This window comes from Stieleria tagensis (assembly GCF_024129865.1).
In the GTDB taxonomy this organism is placed as follows: Bacteria; Planctomycetota; Planctomycetia; order Pirellulales; family Pirellulaceae; genus Stieleria; species Stieleria tagensis.
Window position 1 is genome coordinate 19,868 of sequence record NZ_JAMYFE010000014.1, and the last position, 16,656, is coordinate 36,523.

13 protein-coding genes are annotated in these 16,656 nt (G+C 56.3%); 7 read left to right on the top strand and 6 right to left on the bottom strand.

Going from position 1 to position 16,656, the window contains the following annotated elements; all coding sequences use genetic code 11:
- Positions 1 to 5: 5 nt before the first annotated feature.
- A complete protein-coding gene (ilvA, locus tag NHH03_RS01540; protein WP_261364027.1) occupies positions 6 to 1,553 on the top strand; it encodes a threonine ammonia-lyase, biosynthetic in 1,548 nt (515 codons plus the stop codon).
- A 1,344-nt stretch (positions 1,554 to 2,897) separates the two neighbouring features.
- On the opposite strand, the gene NHH03_RS01545 is transcribed toward ilvA, so the two are convergent.
- Complete coding sequence (locus NHH03_RS01545) at positions 2,898 to 3,512, bottom strand: suppressor of fused domain protein (RefSeq protein ID WP_253153958.1); 615 nt, start codon at positions 3,510 to 3,512, stop codon at positions 2,898 to 2,900.
- Positions 3,513 to 4,470: 958 nt separating this feature from the next.
- Positions 4,471 to 5,001, bottom strand: a complete 531-nt coding sequence (locus tag NHH03_RS01550) for a hypothetical protein (protein ID WP_253153959.1) — start codon at positions 4,999 to 5,001, stop codon at positions 4,471 to 4,473.
- 230 nt (positions 5,002 to 5,231) lie between these two features.
- Between NHH03_RS01550 and NHH03_RS01555 the strand changes: the two genes are divergently transcribed.
- Entirely contained in the window at positions 5,232 to 5,471 is a 240-nt protein-coding gene (locus tag NHH03_RS01555; RefSeq protein ID WP_253153960.1) for a hypothetical protein, read from the top strand.
- Positions 5,472 to 5,929: 458 nt separating this feature from the next.
- Here NHH03_RS01555 and NHH03_RS01560 read toward each other — a convergent pair whose 3' ends face one another.
- The 4 genes from NHH03_RS01560 to NHH03_RS01575 form a co-directional block, all read right to left on the bottom strand.
- A complete protein-coding gene (locus tag NHH03_RS01560) occupies positions 5,930 to 8,062 on the bottom strand; it encodes a type VI secretion protein IcmF/TssM N-terminal domain-containing protein (protein WP_253153961.1) in 2,133 nt (710 codons plus the stop codon).
- Positions 8,063 to 8,095: 33 nt separating this feature from the next.
- Positions 8,096 to 8,746: a DotU family type IV/VI secretion system protein gene (locus NHH03_RS01565; protein ID WP_253153962.1), complete on the bottom strand. Its 651-nt coding sequence runs from the start codon at positions 8,744 to 8,746 to the stop codon at positions 8,096 to 8,098.
- 3 nt (positions 8,747 to 8,749) lie between these two features.
- Positions 8,750 to 10,165 (bottom strand): type VI secretion system baseplate subunit TssK, encoded by a 1,416-nt coding sequence (gene tssK / locus NHH03_RS01570; RefSeq protein ID WP_253153963.1) that lies wholly within the window; start codon positions 10,163 to 10,165, stop codon positions 8,750 to 8,752.
- A 354-nt stretch (positions 10,166 to 10,519) separates the two neighbouring features.
- Positions 10,520 to 11,164, bottom strand: a complete 645-nt coding sequence (locus NHH03_RS01575) for a hypothetical protein (RefSeq protein ID WP_253153965.1) — start codon at positions 11,162 to 11,164, stop codon at positions 10,520 to 10,522.
- Here NHH03_RS01575 and NHH03_RS01580 point away from each other — a divergent pair.
- From NHH03_RS01580 to NHH03_RS01600, 5 genes are all read left to right on the top strand, one after another.
- Complete coding sequence (locus tag NHH03_RS01580; RefSeq protein ID WP_253153966.1) at positions 11,127 to 12,218, top strand: hypothetical protein; 1,092 nt, start codon at positions 11,127 to 11,129, stop codon at positions 12,216 to 12,218. The two genes, NHH03_RS01575 and NHH03_RS01580, sit on opposite strands and share 38 nt — an antisense overlap.
- A gap of 402 nt (positions 12,219 to 12,620) precedes the next feature.
- Positions 12,621 to 13,829 carry a type VI secretion system protein TssA gene (gene tssA, locus NHH03_RS01585; RefSeq protein ID WP_253153967.1) on the top strand — a complete coding sequence of 403 codons (1,209 nt, stop codon included), beginning with the start codon at positions 12,621 to 12,623 and terminating at the stop codon, positions 13,827 to 13,829.
- Between the two features lie 61 nt (positions 13,830 to 13,890).
- Positions 13,891 to 14,421, top strand: coding sequence for a type VI secretion system contractile sheath small subunit (gene tssB, locus NHH03_RS01590; protein ID WP_253153968.1), 531 nt, complete (start codon positions 13,891 to 13,893; stop codon positions 14,419 to 14,421).
- A gap of 6 nt (positions 14,422 to 14,427) precedes the next feature.
- On the top strand, positions 14,428 to 15,927 hold the full coding sequence (gene tssC, locus NHH03_RS01595) for a type VI secretion system contractile sheath large subunit (protein WP_253153970.1): 1,500 nt from the start codon (positions 14,428 to 14,430) through the stop codon (positions 15,925 to 15,927).
- Between the two features lie 97 nt (positions 15,928 to 16,024).
- Entirely contained in the window at positions 16,025 to 16,510 is a 486-nt protein-coding gene (locus tag NHH03_RS01600; RefSeq protein ID WP_253153971.1) for an Hcp family type VI secretion system effector, read from the top strand.
- The last annotated feature ends 146 nt before the right edge of the window (positions 16,511 to 16,656 follow it).

Sequence of the window (16,656 nt, forward strand, 5' to 3'; positions counted from 1 at the left end):
ATCGACTGACGTCACGCACGAGGAATAATGGGATGGAAAAGCAGCACCTGGACTATTTGCAGCGGATCTTGAATGCGCGCGTCTACGATGTCGCCGTCGAATCGCCGCTGGATCACGCCGTCAAGCTTTCGGCTCGGCTGGGCAACCAGATTTGGCTGAAACGCGAAGACACGCAGCCGGTGTTCAGTTTCAAGATCCGCGGTGCGTACAACAAGATGGCGCACTTGACGCGGGAACAATTGGACGTCGGCGTTCTGTGTGCCTCGGCGGGCAATCATGCCCAAGGCGTTGCCTTGAGTGCCCGGCAATTGAACTGTCGTGCCGTGATCGTCATGCCGGAAACCACGCCCGAGCTGAAAATTGATGCGGTCAGAGCGCTGGGGGGCGAGATCGTGCTGCACGGTGAAAGCTATTCGGATGCATTTCAGCATGCGCAGGAGCTCGAAAAGCGTGACCAACTGGTGTTCGTGCACCCTTTCGATGATCCGGATGTGATCGCCGGCCAGGGAACGATCGGGATGGAAATTTTGCGGCAGCACCAGCATCCGATCCACTGCGTGTTCGTCGCGATCGGCGGCGGCGGTCTCATTTCTGGCGTCGCAGCGTACATCAAAGCCGTACGGCCGGAGATCAATGTGATCGGAGTTCAAATGGCGGATTCCGATGCCATGGTTCGTTCGGTCAAAGCAGGCCACCGCGTCGATTTAGCCGATGTCGGAATCTTTTCTGATGGCACGGCGGTGAAGCAAGTCGGTGAAGAAACGTTTCGGATCACGCGAGAGTTGGTCGACGATTTTGTCATCGTGGATACCGACAGCGTTTGCGCCGCGATCAAAGATGCCTTTGAAGACACACGCAGCATCTTGGAACCGGCCGGTGCGATCGGCATCGCGGGGATGAAACAATACATCGCCCAGCACCAGTTGCAGGGGCAGACACTGGTGGCGATCACCTGTGGCGCGAACATGAACTTCGATCGACTGCGATTTGTTGCCGAACGCGCCGAAGTGGGGGAAGAGCGAGAGGCGTTGTTTGCCGTCACGATCCCAGAGGAGCGAGGGAGTTTTAAGCGTTTGTGCCAGACCATCGGCCAGCGCAGTGTGACGGAGTTCAGCTATCGGATCTCCGATCAACAACAGGCGCATGTCCTGGTCGGACTGGCAACTCGAAACCATGACGAGACCGCCGCAATCAGTGCGGCGTTGACTGAACAGGGATTTGTGACAGTCGATTTAGTCGACGATGATCTGTCAAAGGACCATTTACGGCACATGGTCGGTGGCCGCAGCCGGATGGCGGAAAATGAACGCTTGTACCGATTTGCCTTCCCCGAGCGCCCGGGTGCGTTGATGCGGTTTTTGTCCAGCATGCATCCCAGCTGGAACATCAGTTTGTTCCACTACCGCAATCAAGGCGGCGACTATGGGCGAATCCTAGTCGGCATCCAAGTCGCCGACCAAGAGATGCTAGCCTTCCGCGAATTCATCGACGCACTGGGGTACCACTGCACCGATGAAACCCAGAACCACGCCTACCACCTCTTCCTACGTTAAAAGGGGAAAGGGGTTTTTACGTAAAAACCCCCTTCCCCTTTTCGCATTCATTCAAATAGCCAGCCCCTTTTCAGGCTTGATAGAGAACCAATGCCAACACCGCCGCTCATTCACGCGATGTCAAAATCTAATTGGCTACCGACTGTTCGCTAATCGAAACGACCGTCGTATCCGAGCGTTTGTGAAACCCGCCTCGCGAGTGGTTCCGAGCATGCTTCATGCCGTGCATTAGCATATCCGATCAACATCTCTTCGCCTGGAACGAGGTTGAAGGATACGCACCGATCCTCGTCATTATCGACATCCGCAACGACGACGTAGGCTGCGTTCCCACGATGAGATGACCAATGCTCGATCATGTCATCCAATTTTGTTGTGTCCCCAGGTTGTTTCCAACTTTCCCGAGTGCGCTTCATCTTGAGCCAATGCGTGATCATGTCCGAAATCAGGTCGTCACCACGGTCGCGATCAGCCTCAAAAACATTGAATTCTTCACGCAGTAGATCGAGCATCTCATCAAGCGACCTGCGTGGAGTAGATTCAGTTGGCCAAAGTGTGTGGGACATGTTTCATTGCCGGGGAACGAAATGCGATCTATCGAGGTATTCGGATCGATCGGGCGTTGAACTTTGTTGACCATCACGTGGGTCGGGTTGGCGGGGAAGCGATCCGCGTCAGAATGATTCTAACCCATTGCCTCGTCCCAATGCTGTCGGAACTTCTGCGACTGAAGCTCCGCATACCACCGATCTGCACGCTGAACCAAATCCCGCCAACTGATCCGATGATGCCAGAGTTTCTCGGCAACGCGACCTGCGGGCTGCCGGACCGTTGACCGATTGCGATCGCACCTCTGTGCCTTGGTGCCTCTGTGAGAGACCCCGGACCAATCGATCTCACGGAGGCACCAAGGCACGGAGAAACAATGTTGATTCAAACAAAGCGATTGATGACCAACCCTCGTTTCGGATGCTTCGTTGGTGTGGAGGATTTATCCGACCAAGCATGACGCGTTCTCCTTTTGATTTCGTCGGATAAATCCTCCACACCAGCAAGTGGCGTCGCGCGCAAACACGTCGTCGAAATTTGATCCGGCTGGGCGTTCCACGTCGTCAAGCGATTCGCCATGCACGCAGCCGCAAGGGACCTTGGCACATGGCCAAGACCACCGCCAGCGGTGTGGGCATGACGAACAATTGGTTGCAGGACCAGGGCGTCTTGAGCTGAAAGACTCTGTGGGCGGAACTTGCTCCGCTTCGTTGAACTGCCGTATGAGGACCCGCACGTACGGTGGTGTGGGGAGGGCGTCGGGAGACCGGCGTCCTTACCCGATTTCGTCAGTTTTTACGCTACGGCGGGACGATCCATGTCGGAATACGGATAGCAACCAGCCTGCTTCAATTTGGCGATCAGTTTCGTCCCACCGTGCTCTCGCGCGTAGACCATTTCTGAACGGTAAATCTCGATGATTGCTAGCAAACCGAATTCTGCATGATTCCCTTCAAAATCGTACGCATCGAAGATCAGGCATTTACCCCCGACCGTTTTCATGTCTTCGGGAAATTCACACGTTTCTCGTGGATTCAGTGTTGCCTGCTCGCTGTACGGCGCCATGCAATTGAGAATCGCGTTGATCGCGTGATGGGTGCTGCCAAATGGCGTAGATTCATTATTGACCTCGTCAAGCGACAGTGAGTGGCGTGTAAACATTACGAGTTCATATGTTCCAAACGCGTCATTCGATGATCCTTCGCCTGGCGTTTCAGAGAGTTCCTTGGTTGCGATTGCTGTGCCGGCAATACCGTTGGGATAATAGTACAAGTCGAGGCCGCCACCGAGGGCGTACGGAATGATCGCGTGCATCACCTTGTCATGTTCTTCGCCAAGGATTTGCTCCATCATAGCCGACTTCTTGTCGTACCATTCCTCAGCAAGTTTTTCGTCATGGTCTCCGGTCATGGCAGGAGTCTATTTCTCGAGTTGGCGAACGAAACGAAATGCGATCTATCCGGGTACCGGAGGTGCACGGATAGATCGGGCGTTGAACTTTGTCGACCATCATGTGGGTCGGGTTGGCGGGGAAGCGATCCGCGTCAGAATGATTCTATCGCAAAGGATCGCTGTGATGTCATTCCCGCGAGAGACAACTGCAGTGGGGGAGAGGCTGCGGCGGGCGATGATTCCTTTGCACCTTCTACCTGCGTTTCCAGGTGCCAATCGGTCAACCCCGCACCCATTCCTTCGCCCCAATGCTGTCGGAACGCCGCAACCGAAGCTCCGCATACCACGACGGACACCGCTGATCTTAACGCCGCGATAAATCCCGCCAACAGATCCAATGATGCCAGAGTTTCTAAGCAACGCAACGTGCAGGCAACTGAACCGTCGACCGATTGCTATCTCGTCTCTGTGCCTTCGTGCCTCTGTGAGAGACCCCGGACCAATCGATCTCACGGAGGCACCAAGGCACGGAGAATCAATATTGATCCAAACAATGCAATTCATGACGGACCGCGGGTCTGGATCGAAGACCAACCCTCGTTTCGAATGCTTGGTTGGTGTGGAGGATTTATCCGACCAAGCATGACGCGTTCTCCTTTTGATTCCGTCGGATAAATCCTCCACACCAACAAGTGGCGTCGCGCGAAATTTGATCCGGCTGGGCGTTCCACGTCGTCCAGCGTTCCGCCATGCACGCAGCCGCAAGGGACCTTGGCGGATGTCCAAGACCATCGCCAGCGGTGTGGGCATGACGAACAAGTGGTTACAGGCTCAGGGCGTCTTGAGCTGAAAGACTCTGTGGGCGGAACTTGCTCCGCTTCGTTGAACCGCCGTATGCGGACCCGCACGTACGGTGGTGTGGGGAGGGCGTCGGGAGACCGGCGTCCTTACCCGATTTATCGCAAATCTCGTGGCATCATCCAAAATGTTCTCGCAATCCTTGGGTGTCTGGTCCTGGAGTATTCATTTTCTCCTGGTAACTCTCTGGATCGAAGATACTGAGATAAACGAGCGTGGACTGAATCCGCGAGAGTAGACTAGAGAAGACGTCTGGGCGAGATCGCATAAATCGGCCAATAGCCAAGATCAATCGATCAGCCTGCGTGGGCATTAATCGTTCGAGTTTGCGTCGCTCATCGTCGGATACTTCAGAGCCATCAAAGAAACGTTTCAGGCGATTGGCAAGAATCGAATGTTCGAGTGCAACGAGGCACGCCAAATAGAACGAAGTGCTGTCATTGGCCTCAAGAGAATCGAGCCCATCGCCACCGATTAACCCAGTTGTCATGTACACCGAGTACACCACGCAGAACTCGTGGGGTCCGTCAATGTCTCCGCGGCACAAAGCCTCGTGATCAAACATTTCCGCCAAAGCGCAGCAAACAACGTCTGCTAATTCGGCGTCTCCAAGACGAGCTGCAATCGATTCGTAGGTTTGTGTCTTCAAGAAAAGTTCGTTGCGATAACGGCAGCCGTCACCGGGCACGGAGAGACGACTTTCCATTCGTGAAAACGCGCAAGCCGTGCTCCGTGTGCACGGCATTGTTCTGCCTTCTTGCGTCACGTTGAAGCGTTGACGCATCGGGAAACCCAGTATATCTGCTTGTGGTGGTGAGATCCAAATTCCGCGACCCAGCAATCGGCGTCGCGTTTGGTGGTTGGGATTCCGATCTTGACTTGGTTGCCATCGTCTCCCTGTCGCCAGACCTGAAAGGCATCAAGCTCAAGCAAGGCACAGTTCTGGTCGGCAAACCGCTCGATCATTGCCTCACGGTCAGGGGCGAACATGTCGGGCGGGACGTCAACCAGTTCACGGTCCCAGTGGCGCAGATGCCGACGTACATGTTGAGCACACGGCAAATCAGCGTAAACAGAAGCGCCTTCGGACAGATGAAAGAATTCAACCCCAAGCTCTAACCCGCAGTCAAATCGAACTGCCCAATAGTCGGCGTCACCAAGACCGGGTTCATCAGCAACAACTGGTTCGACGTCAAAGAATGACGCTGCGTCCTCGCGACGAACGTTCAGTTGGCAAACGTGAAACCAAGGTTTTGTCTTGTTGCCTAGAATCGTTGTGACGTCGAGTGCAATCATTGATTCAGTGGCAGAACAATATTGTATGGGCGGTCCGAGTGCTGGTATCTACTGCGATATCCCGTCGTCGGACTGCCAATAATGGGAACCACCCATAGTACGGGGGTCTGGTGGGGTGGTCAACGAAATTTCGCTCGTTTCCATGGTCTGGCGACCACGGCAGTGGCTGTGTCAGGCTTGCCGGCAGATCGAACGCGTCGTCGCCTCAGGCCGATTCATTTGCTGCACCACAAAGTGGGGGCGAGAAAACGTTGTCAGAACTCTTTTCCCCACAAAGCTGATTAGAGCCATTTGACTAACAGCAGTAATGCTAAGAGTACAGTGAGGATCCAGCCGGCGATGGCGAACAGGCGGAACGAGCGGTGGGTTCGCATCGCGGCTTGTGTCCATTGGACTTGCGATTGTTCATCGACCAGTTTGTCTTTCAGGACGCCTTTGACGAACGCCGGTTGTCCGGTCGTCGCACCACTGGCGGCGAAGTAACAACCGCTGAAGAAAAAGGATTCGTCGTTTTCAGGATCTGTAGATTGATCGCTTGATTCACACCCAAACGCTTGACCGAGAACGATCCGCAATCGCGGTTTCAGCTCGTGACGAATCTTGCTGGTCAGGGCATACAGTTTGCGATTGCCACGCTGTTGGGCCAAGCCGTCTTCACGGCTGAACAACCGGTACACCCAGTCTTCGAACGCATCGCACAATCGGTCACTGTGGGTATTCAATTCGTTGGGTGTCGGTCGGCTGCGAAGATCAAATCGGCCGCCCAATCGCCGTGAAAGGAGTCCCGGTTGCAGTCGCCGTACCAGTTCACCAAACCCCTTGTCTTGCTCCAGCCCGACCAAGACGGCGGTGACCGGGGCGCGGATTCCCAAGGTTTCTTGAATCGTGCTGACGTCGCCGCGCGCCGATTGGGCGAAGGCCGAAAGTTGCAGCGGGCCGACCCGCGAGAGTTCAAACGGGATCAATGTCACAGCGCCATTGATTCCACACATCGGTCGGCGCACCCGTTTGAGCAATTGACAGACATAGCGCAGACGCGGCAATTGATCGGAGGTGTCCAACGAGGCGGGGAGAGCCACTTTGCCGGCCGCCACGCGCGGCATCGCAACTGGGGCGACGGGTTTGATGCTATTGGTCGCGGTGCCAGTGGTTGCGATGCTGTTTTCGGCAGAGCCACTTTGCGCGGCGACGGTGGGGTCGAAACGCGCCGAGCGAGCCGCTTCGCTGGCTTGATTGCTGACCGAGCGGACGATCTGGTCCGGGATCGATGAGGGGTTCCCCGCAGCGTGTGCTGCGGTCGACTGCGCCGAGGTGGCGGCCGAGGGTGTGACCGCAGCGGCAAACCCGGCCGCATCCGGTTGCTGGGGCTGGAATTGATCGAACGAGATGGTGCCGTCGAAACGTGGCGCAGGCCGCATCGCGTCACGTGAAAACGGCGACGCCGGTGCCTGTGGTGGCGTGGGGACGTGAGCGGCCGGTGCTTGTGGTGTGGCCGCGGGCATCGAAAACGGAGTGGCGGAAGCCGTTGCTTGTTTGGGTGAGGAATCAACCGACTGGAATTGAATGGTGCCCATGTAGGCATCCGCTGCGGCGGGTTCAGCTGTGGCGGCGGGCGGGTTTGCCGGCGCCGCTTTCATGTTTGATTCTCGGGTCAATGCTGCGCTAGCTGGTGCAGCAGCTGGATTGGACGCGGCTCCGGCGGTGGAGGTGGGAGCGGGGGCGGCACGTTGAATTTTGGGCAGCCCGACCGGCGCTGCGGGGGCTGTGGCAGCGGGGCCGCTGCTGGGCTGGGGCGCCGCTTGGTTGGTGGTTTGCGTGAGACCGCCCGGCGGCACTCGCCGCGCGTTGCTGGTCATCGACGGAGTGGTCCAGCGGCCCATCAGTGCACTTAGCGAACTTGCGCCGGGGCAAAACAAATAGATCGCATCCGAGCTCATGTACCATTGCAGGGCATGGCTGATGCCACTGGCATCGGGAATCCCGTGCAGGTTCATTCGCGTGTCGAGCGCCTCCATCAAACCGAGTTCGACTTGGTGGCCGGATGAGCCGAGGATTAAAAAAATTGGGTAATCGGTTGCCTCGATGCCCTGCGCGTGCAGCGCGTCGATGCCGGCTTGCCAGGCGCGATCGATATCCGGAAATTCACCTTGAATGACTTGGTTCCAGCGACGGATTCCCCAGTACAAGACGATCGGAATGATCACCACCAATGCGAATTCAATGATCATCCGTGGAATTGTCATCGCATGACTCAGCCGCACGCTTTGCGATCCGAACAGCCGCAGCGTCCAGACCGCCGCCAGAATCAGGACCAGTGCCAGAGCGGTCCACAGGGCCGCACTGCCGGCGACGGATGAGGGCAGCAGTCGGCGAAAGAAGCGACGCTTTTTTGTGGGTGGGGTTTCGTTAGACATGGCCACGTTCGTGAGTGGTTACCGTGACGTGTGTCAGGCGCGAAAGTAGGAAAGGATTAGCAACCCGGCGAGGATCGTGACCAGCAACCAGGGCCAAACGATTCGCGCGCGATTCCACAGCGGAACAGCGGTGACGATCGCGCGTTCACATTCTTGACCGGCAGTGGCGTCATTCCAACGCTGCCTGGCTTGGGCGACCGCGTTGCCGTATTCACCGGCCCAGGCTGGTAGGTCGCTGGCCAGGCCGTGTTTATCGATCAGCATGCGATTGAGTCGCGCGTCGCGGTACAGCCCGCGAAACCCCAGCATCACGCAGACATAGATCAGTTGCAGCGCGTCATCGGATCCAGAATTCAACGCCGTGTTGGCGTTAACATAATACAAATCGTTGCAACGTCGGGAATTAAACAGTGACCATTCCAAGACGTTGTCACGCCACCATTGTTGGCCGTTCCAAATGTGGCCATCGACCAGCATTTCGTCGATCCAAGTGACCAACGCATACTTGGCCAACTCCCAATTTTCGGCATAGCCGACCAAACGGGCGTCGGCCTGTTGCACCAGGCCTTCGAGCGTTCGCTTTTCTTCGGCCGGTGAAACGTCTGATCCCGCATCAATTCGCTCCAGCAGAGAGAAAACGTGAATCAGAATCGGGTCGACGGCGTCGGCGAATCGAGGTGTCATGATTTAAGTACGAATGGCGAACAGTGCGAAACGAAGTCGGGCGCGATTGCCGTCGGGAGTGACAACGTCCAAGTGCCTGGCCCCGGTCAGTTCGTCATGATTGCGGACCCGCATCGCGACCGTTTGAGTCCGCCGGATTTCAGACCAGCCGGGCGATTCGTATTCATCCTGCGAGATTTTGTAATACGTCCAGTACTGGCGGGATGGCAAATCGGGGATGGTTGTCGACACGATCTCGCGACGCAAACCGTTCTGGCGGATATGAAACAGGTTTTCGACTTGGTCGGCACTGCCGAACACCCAATACCATTCAGCCGATCGCTCGAGCAGCTCCCGCAGATTCGATTCACTCGAACCGCCACGTTCAATCCCCAGGTACCATTCCCATTCCGGGTCGAACCATTCGGGTCCCAGTTGGGCGATCATCGTCGCCCCATGGCCTTCGAAATTGGCACGCAAGTATTCGTCGAACTGGGTGGCGTACAGGATGCCGAGAATTTTTTCGCGGATGTCAGCGAAAATAAAACCCAGGTTGTCGTGGTCGTAGGGTTCGACTTCGATCGCCCGCCGCTCGGAACCGAAGATCGACAGCCGACCGAGAATGCGGGCGAGTTCCGAATAGGCGACGAAGGGGTGCACGCCCAACGCGGGTCCCATCACGTCCAACGTGCTGTAGGCTTCGTTCAAACGATCCAGCATCGACACGCGACCTGAATCGGCCGGCTCGAGCGAATGGCGACCGACGCTCAATTGGCGAACCGGTTCGCTAAGCGTGTCCATATTGCCGCTCAGCACGTCGCGGATTCCTTGCACATAGTGGCGGCGCAAGAACGGCCAAGAACGTGTGGTCAGCACCGGTGGGATATACGAGTCGTCGACGACGGGTTGCACGTCGCGTTCACTGGCGCTTTTGATTCTCGCGATCGGCAGGACTTCGTAGCCGGCCGTGTCGCCGCCGACGATCAACCGCAAATTCAAGCGGCGAAACTCGATCGGTTGACCGGTGTCCTGACCGTTCTCGTCCATCACGGTCATTTCATTGCGCGTGTAGCGGACGAAACCGTTGGTGGCATCTTGGGAAACATTTGCCCCGCCGAGATTTAGTTTTGGCACGCCGACATAGACCATCAGCGATGATTCCGAGTCCGCGTTGGACTGGGCCTCGAACGCCTCCTTCAAATCGACTTCCAATTCCTGCCCCGATTCCAGCCGAATCAGCGTGCCGTCACGCAATCGGCCGTCCAATTCTTCGACGCGAAATTGTCCGCTGGCCAAAGCATCTTTGCTGTAGCTGATCGCGTGCAGCCCATATCCATAGGGATGATCCCAGTGCTGAGACGTATGGGCGAATTCCGACCAATGCCGATCTGCCGCTTGAAGATGCTGGGGCCGGACAAACAGGCCCTGATACCAATGCACGCGCGGATTCTTCATACGACAGTAACGCCTCTAAAGTACATCAAGTGGGTCCTGGTTAGCGTGACGTTCGAACACCCCTCCTGCAACACGGGATTATTTAGCGTTTTACGGGCGCCGACCGATGCGTCATCGGCATTCAGGCTGCTCAGCATCGGTCGTCAAACTCGATTCCCAACAGAAACTGATCGTTCGTTCGTCAACAACCGACAGAATTTACCCAATTATCATGACCGTAATGAGCCCGAGGACCGATAAACCGATAGAGAAATTGCAGCAAGACAATGAACTGTGAAAGATTGACTCGACTAAGCCCATCGCAAGGGCCGGGGCCGAGTCGGTTTGTCACAGAGAACTTCATCGAGAAATCGAATCAGTGGCGTATCGCTGGCAAGTCAGTTCTGACAAGTCGCCTGGATTGCGCTTGACCTGCGCGCTGATCGTGCTGGTTTTCGCTGTCTCAGTCGCGTCGGCACAGACCACCGGGTTGAACTCCACCGCAACAGAGACGTCCGCTGCGATCGGGACGGGCGTCGCCCCAGGTTCTGTCGCTTCCCCAGATTCTCTCAGGCCATGGCGAATGCCACCCGTCGAGCCTGAATTGATCGAATCGATCCCCGCAGACTCTCGCCAGGGGCAGCGGCCGATCGTGATCAGCCCGGTGCCGCCGCCGATTGACGCAAACACGTCACCTTCGCGGTCCCAGCCGACTGTGGCGTCGGGCGAGTTAGCACTGGATCCCTTCCGTGACGGGCGGTCACAGGCCTTGGTCGCCGAACCCCAAAGCGAACCGACGTCGAATTCATTTTCATTGCCTTCCACATCATTGCCTTCCACATCACTGCCGTCATCATCTGCCGAGCCCGTCAATTCGATCGGCGAAAACCGACCGCGGATTCTGTTCCAGCCCGCGGTGCCATCGCGGGATCGATCGGGGCGGACCATCTTGCGTCCGACGGTCCAGTTGGCCGATTCACCACAAGCGGAAATTCTGCCCAGCATCGAAATTCTGTCCGAGATGTACCCGCCGCAAGGTGGTGGCGACGGTCGAGTGGCGTTGGGAGATCGCCTGGTTGATGCCGGCCGCGGCGCTCCGGACGGTGCGTGGGTGCCTTCGCAATGGGGCGAGCGAGTTCGTGATTTTGGAGACCGTCGCCGGAAACCGTTGATGCGGTTGTTGGGCGGCGTGCAAGCCTACCGGCAACGCCAGGCACGCCGTGACGCGGGGATTGGAGTGGAACGATTGCCGTTCGCGTTGTTCGAAGTCGATACGTCGCAGCCGTCGAACAACTTTCGCGTTCGATTCGATGCCGCCTATGACTGGGAATTTCCTGACCGCGCCGAAGTTTTATGGTCCAAGATCGGTGGGAAAGGCCCGGCCGAAACGATCCCCATCGAATCATCGGTGGACTACCAAGACATTCGGGTAGCGATCGAAGTCGGCGGAAAGCGATTTTCCGCGACGACCGAGTTGCCACTTCGTTTCATTGATCCCACGGTGGTCGGCAACACCGGCGGGATGGGCGACATGGTGCTGACGACCAAGACATTGATGATGGACGGCGACTCGTTTCAATTGACGCAAGTGCTGCGGAATCAGTTGCCAACCGGATCGGCTAGAAACGGCCGCGGAAACGGTCACACCTCGATGGAGCCCGGATTTGTCGCTCGCTATAGCTGGAGCGAGAAGACGATGATTCACAATGAACTGAAACTTTGGTTTCCACTGGGCGGCGACCCCGATTTCTCAGGGCCCGTGCTGCGATATGGATTTGGACTGGCCAATGTTCTTTACGATAGCGATTCAGTGGCCGTGATTCCGACGTTGGAGTTTGTCGGCTGGTCGGTGTTAAGCGGACAAAAAACGGTCGGGCTTCTTCAGGTCCAAGACATTGATGGTGAGAATATCTTCAACATTTATCCCGGCGTCCGCATGGTTCGTGATACCGGCGGTGGGGCAGGGGTATTTGAATTTGGAATCAGTGGCGGGACCAGTGTTTCGACCAGTCACTGGTACGAAAGTCTGATGCGGATGGAACTGCGTTGGACGTTTTAGCTTCCGGCGGTGGTGGATCTTGTTAACGATCCGTCGCGTGAGGGAGATCTTTAGCCAGATGCAGGTCCGCGGTTGGCCGGAAGGCGATGTTTTTGGAAAAAGTTCAGCGCCGTTGCAAAATTTTGTTTGTAATGGGCCCACATGTATGCTGAAGCGATTGTATCTTGGTCGCTATCACCGGCACTTTCATTGCAGAACTCCAACTCAAACATAAACCGGTTATTCGTTTTTCAGGGACCGATGAGCTGATTCTACGAATGTTCTACATTTCGAAGACGTTAATGCCCGACAGCCTCGCGCGATGCTTTGTTTCTGAGTGATGCCAGCGTTTGGCCAGCAGCAAATTCAGCTCTGTCGCAGTGTTAACCCCTTCAAGACGCCGCCACCAACGTTGTGAAACCGATGGATCTCTCGGATCTCGAAACACTTCTCCAGCCAATATCCGACGATCAACCGTGCGGACCGGATTTGGAATATGACGCTGATTTTGGCGAGATGGAACGCGCGGCACAAAGCAAGTCCGAGCAGCAATACGGTGACACGATCGTGGCGGCCGAGCCGCCGGATTGGAAGGATGTCAAGCGACGTGCCCTGGCACTCTTGGACCGCACCAAGGACATGCGCGTCGTGACCTATTTGGCGCGGGCAGTGTTGCATCAGGACGGCATCGTCGGTTTCGAGCAAGCGATCGGCTTATTGCGTGGATACGTCGAAACGTATTGGGACAGTGTTCATCCGGAACTCGATCACGACGACGATGATGATCCGACCTATCGCACCAACACGTTGATCATGTTGTGTGACGAAGAGACGTTTGTGCGAGATCTTCGCGAGACGCCGTTGGTTTCATCGCGGGCGATGGGGCAATTCAGTCTGCGCGACACGCACCGGGCTCATGAGGCTCCCGCGGCGCCGGTTGAAGAGACGGAAAGCAGTTGGGGTGACGAAGGGGGCGGAGGCGAAGCGAAACCGAAAGGGCCCAGCCCGGCGGCGATCGAAGCGGCATTCACCGATGCATCCATCGAGGACATTCAGGCCACTGAGGCTGCCACGCGATTAGCTGCCGAGCATCTGGCGGCGATCGAGCAGTTTGTCACCGAACAGGTTGGTGTTGGTTTAGCGGTCAGTCTGTCACCGCCCCGATCGGTGCTGGAAGAAATGAATCAAATCGTCCTGGCACAACTCGAGCGACGCGGCGTGTCGACCGGTGGCGAGGACGAAGCCGAGGAAGCCGAAGTGGCGGATGATTCCTGGGGCGACAGTGGCGCGGCGGCCGGCGGCGGCGAAACATCGCCAGCTGCGACAGCTGCCGCGGTCCAAGGCTATCGCGTCAATGGCAAGATCACGTCACGCAAAGACGCGATCAAGGCGCTGGACGACGTTTGTGAATTTTATGAAGAAAACGAACCGTCTAGTCCGCTGCCCTTGTTAATTCGCCGTGCCCAACGATTGGCATCCAAAAGCTTTTTGGACATCTTGCGAGATCTCGCCCCGGATGCTGTCTCACAAGCCGAAGCTCTCGGTGGTGGGATCGCCAGCGAATCCTCAGGCGGCTATGCCGAATCGACCGAAGAATCTGCGGGTGAATCCGAAGAATCATCTAGCTGGTAAACACTTGATTTTAATGAACGGCGATACCTGATCGTCTATAACTTTCTTGCAGGAGAAACCAATGGCTAAGTCCAGTGCTCAGAAATTTATCGCGAGGAATCGAGCGCCTCGCGTGCAGATCGAATATGACGTGGAGGTCTACGGTGCCGAGAAAAAGGTCCAACTTCCATTCGTAATGGGTGTGATGGCGGACCTGTCCGGCAAACCGGAAGACCCGTTGGCGCCGGTGGCCGACCGCAAGGCGATGGAGATCGATGTCGATAACTTTGACGATCGATTGAAATCCATGAAGCCGCGAGTCGCGTTCCAGGTTCCTAACACCCTGACCGGCGAAGGCAACATGGCGGTCGACTTGACGTTCGAAAGCATGGACGATTTTTCGCCCGCCGCCATCGCCCGCAAAGTCGACTCGCTGGGTAAATTGCTACAGGCCCGAGAGCAGCTGTCGAACTTGTTAACCTATATGGATGGAAAGGACGGTGCCGAAGCCTTGCTCGCCAAAGCCCTCAAAGATCCAGCACTACTGCAATCGCTTTCCGCCGCGCCCAATCCGGCCGGCGACGAAGCAGCAACACCCGCAACCGAGGAGTAAGGCAAGATGAGTTCAGATTCCGCATCCACCGAATCACAACCCGAGGGCGCAACCCTCGAAGCCAGCGAGTTTTCCTCGCTGTTGCAAAAAGAGTTCCGTCCCAAATCGGACCAAGCCAAAGAAGCTGTTGAAACGGCTGTCAAAACGCTGGCCGAGCAGGCCCTCTCGCAGACCTCGCTGGTTTCCGATGACGTGTTGGCTTCGGTCGAAGCCATCATCGCTCAGATCGATTCGAAACTCAGCGAACAAATCAACCTGATTCTGCATCACGCTGACTTCCAGAAGCTCGAAGGGGCCTGGCGCGGTCTTCATCACTTGGTGAACAATACCGAGACCGATGAAATGCTGAAGATCCGGGTGATGAACATCACCAAGAAAGAGTTGCACAAGACACTGAAAAAGTTCAAAGGCACCGCTTGGGATCAAAGCCCGATCTTCAAGAAGATGTACGAAGAAGAGTACGGCCAGTTCGGCGGCGAGCCCTATGGTTGCCTGGTCGGAGATTACCACTTCGACCACAGCCCGCCGGACGTCGAGCTGTTGGGTGAAATGGCCAAGGTTTCCGCGGCCTGTCACGCACCCTTCATCGCCGGGGTTGCCCCTGCGGTGATGCAGATGGATTCGTGGCAAGAACTGACCAATCCACGCGATTTGACGAAGATTTTCCAAACGCCCGAATACGCCGCCTGGCGTTCGTTGCGTGAATCGGAAGATTCGAAATACATCGGGTTGGCGATGCCACGCTTCCTGTCGCGTCTGCCCTATGGTGCGGCATCGGATCCGGTCGACGAGTTTGCCTTTGAAGAGGACACCGCCGCGTCCAACAGCGATAACTATTGCTGGGCCAATGCCGCCTACGCAATGGCCACCAACATCACCCGTTCGTTCAAACAGTACGGTTGGTGCTCGCGGATTCGCGGGATCGAATCCGGTGGTGCCGTTGAAGAACTGCCCTGTCACACGTTCCCGACCGATGACGGCGGCGTGGACATGAAATGCCCGACCGAATTGGCGATTAGTGATCGTCGCGAAGCCGAGTTGGCGGCGAACGGTTTCATGCCGTTGATCCACAAGAAAAACTCGGATTTCGCAGCCTTCATCGGCGCCCAATCCTTGCACGCGCCCGCGGAGTACGACGATCCAGATGCGACGGCCAATGCCAATCTGGGTGCTCGGTTACCGTACCTGTTTGCGACGTGTCGCTTTGCTCACTACCTGAAATGTATCGTTCGCGACAAAGTCGGTAGTTTTAAAGAGCGCAAGGACATGCAGATGTGGTTGCAAGATTGGATCATGCAGTATGTTGATGGAAACCCAGGTACCTCTAGCGAAACCGTGAAGGCGCAAAAGCCGTTGGCGGCTGCAGAAGTGGTCGTGGAAGAAGTCGAAGGCAATCCGGGTTACTACACCTCGAAGTTCTTCTTGCGTCCTCACTATCAACTTGAGGGTCTTTCCGTCTCGCTTCGCTTGGTCTCGAAACTCCCATCGGGCAAGGGCGGTGGTTGAAAACCGGCGCGAAGGATAAAAACGTATCTCGCGAAGCGACGTGCTTCGCGACTTTTTTCATCGGATTACAAACGCACAACTGTAAAGGAACATCGAGATGGCTGTAGACATGTTTTTGGCCCTGAAGGGCGAGATCAAGGGCGAATCCAAAGACCAGAAGCACAAAGACGAGATCGACGTCCTGGCGTGGAGCTGGGGAATGTCTCAATCCGGTTCATTCCACGTCGGCGGTGGTGGTGGTGCCGGCAAAGCAAACTTTCAAGACATTTCAGTGACGAAGTGGATCGATAGCGCTTCACCGATCCTGATGACCTACTGCGCCAACGGGGATCACTTCACCGATGCGAAGTTAACGGTTCGCAAAGCTGGTAAGAAGCCACTGGAGTACTTGGTCATTGAAATGAACAAGGTCATGGTGACATCGGTCAGCACCGGTGGATCGGGTGGCGAAGACCGTTTGACGGAAAATGTCTCGTTGAATTTTGCCAAAGTCAAAGTGGTCTACAAAGAGCAAAAAGACGATGGCAGTGGTGGTCCCGACAAGACGTTCACGTGGGACATCGCGGCTAACACCGACAAGTAGTGCGACGTTGAATCGATAGAGATCGGCGATTGTGTATCGGGGCTTCCCACCGATCGCCGAGCTTTGTTGGACCGGTCGACCTGTTGTTGTCGTCGACGAGTGACTGTCGAAAGGAAACAGGTGGGACGACGAGCGGCGTGCCAATC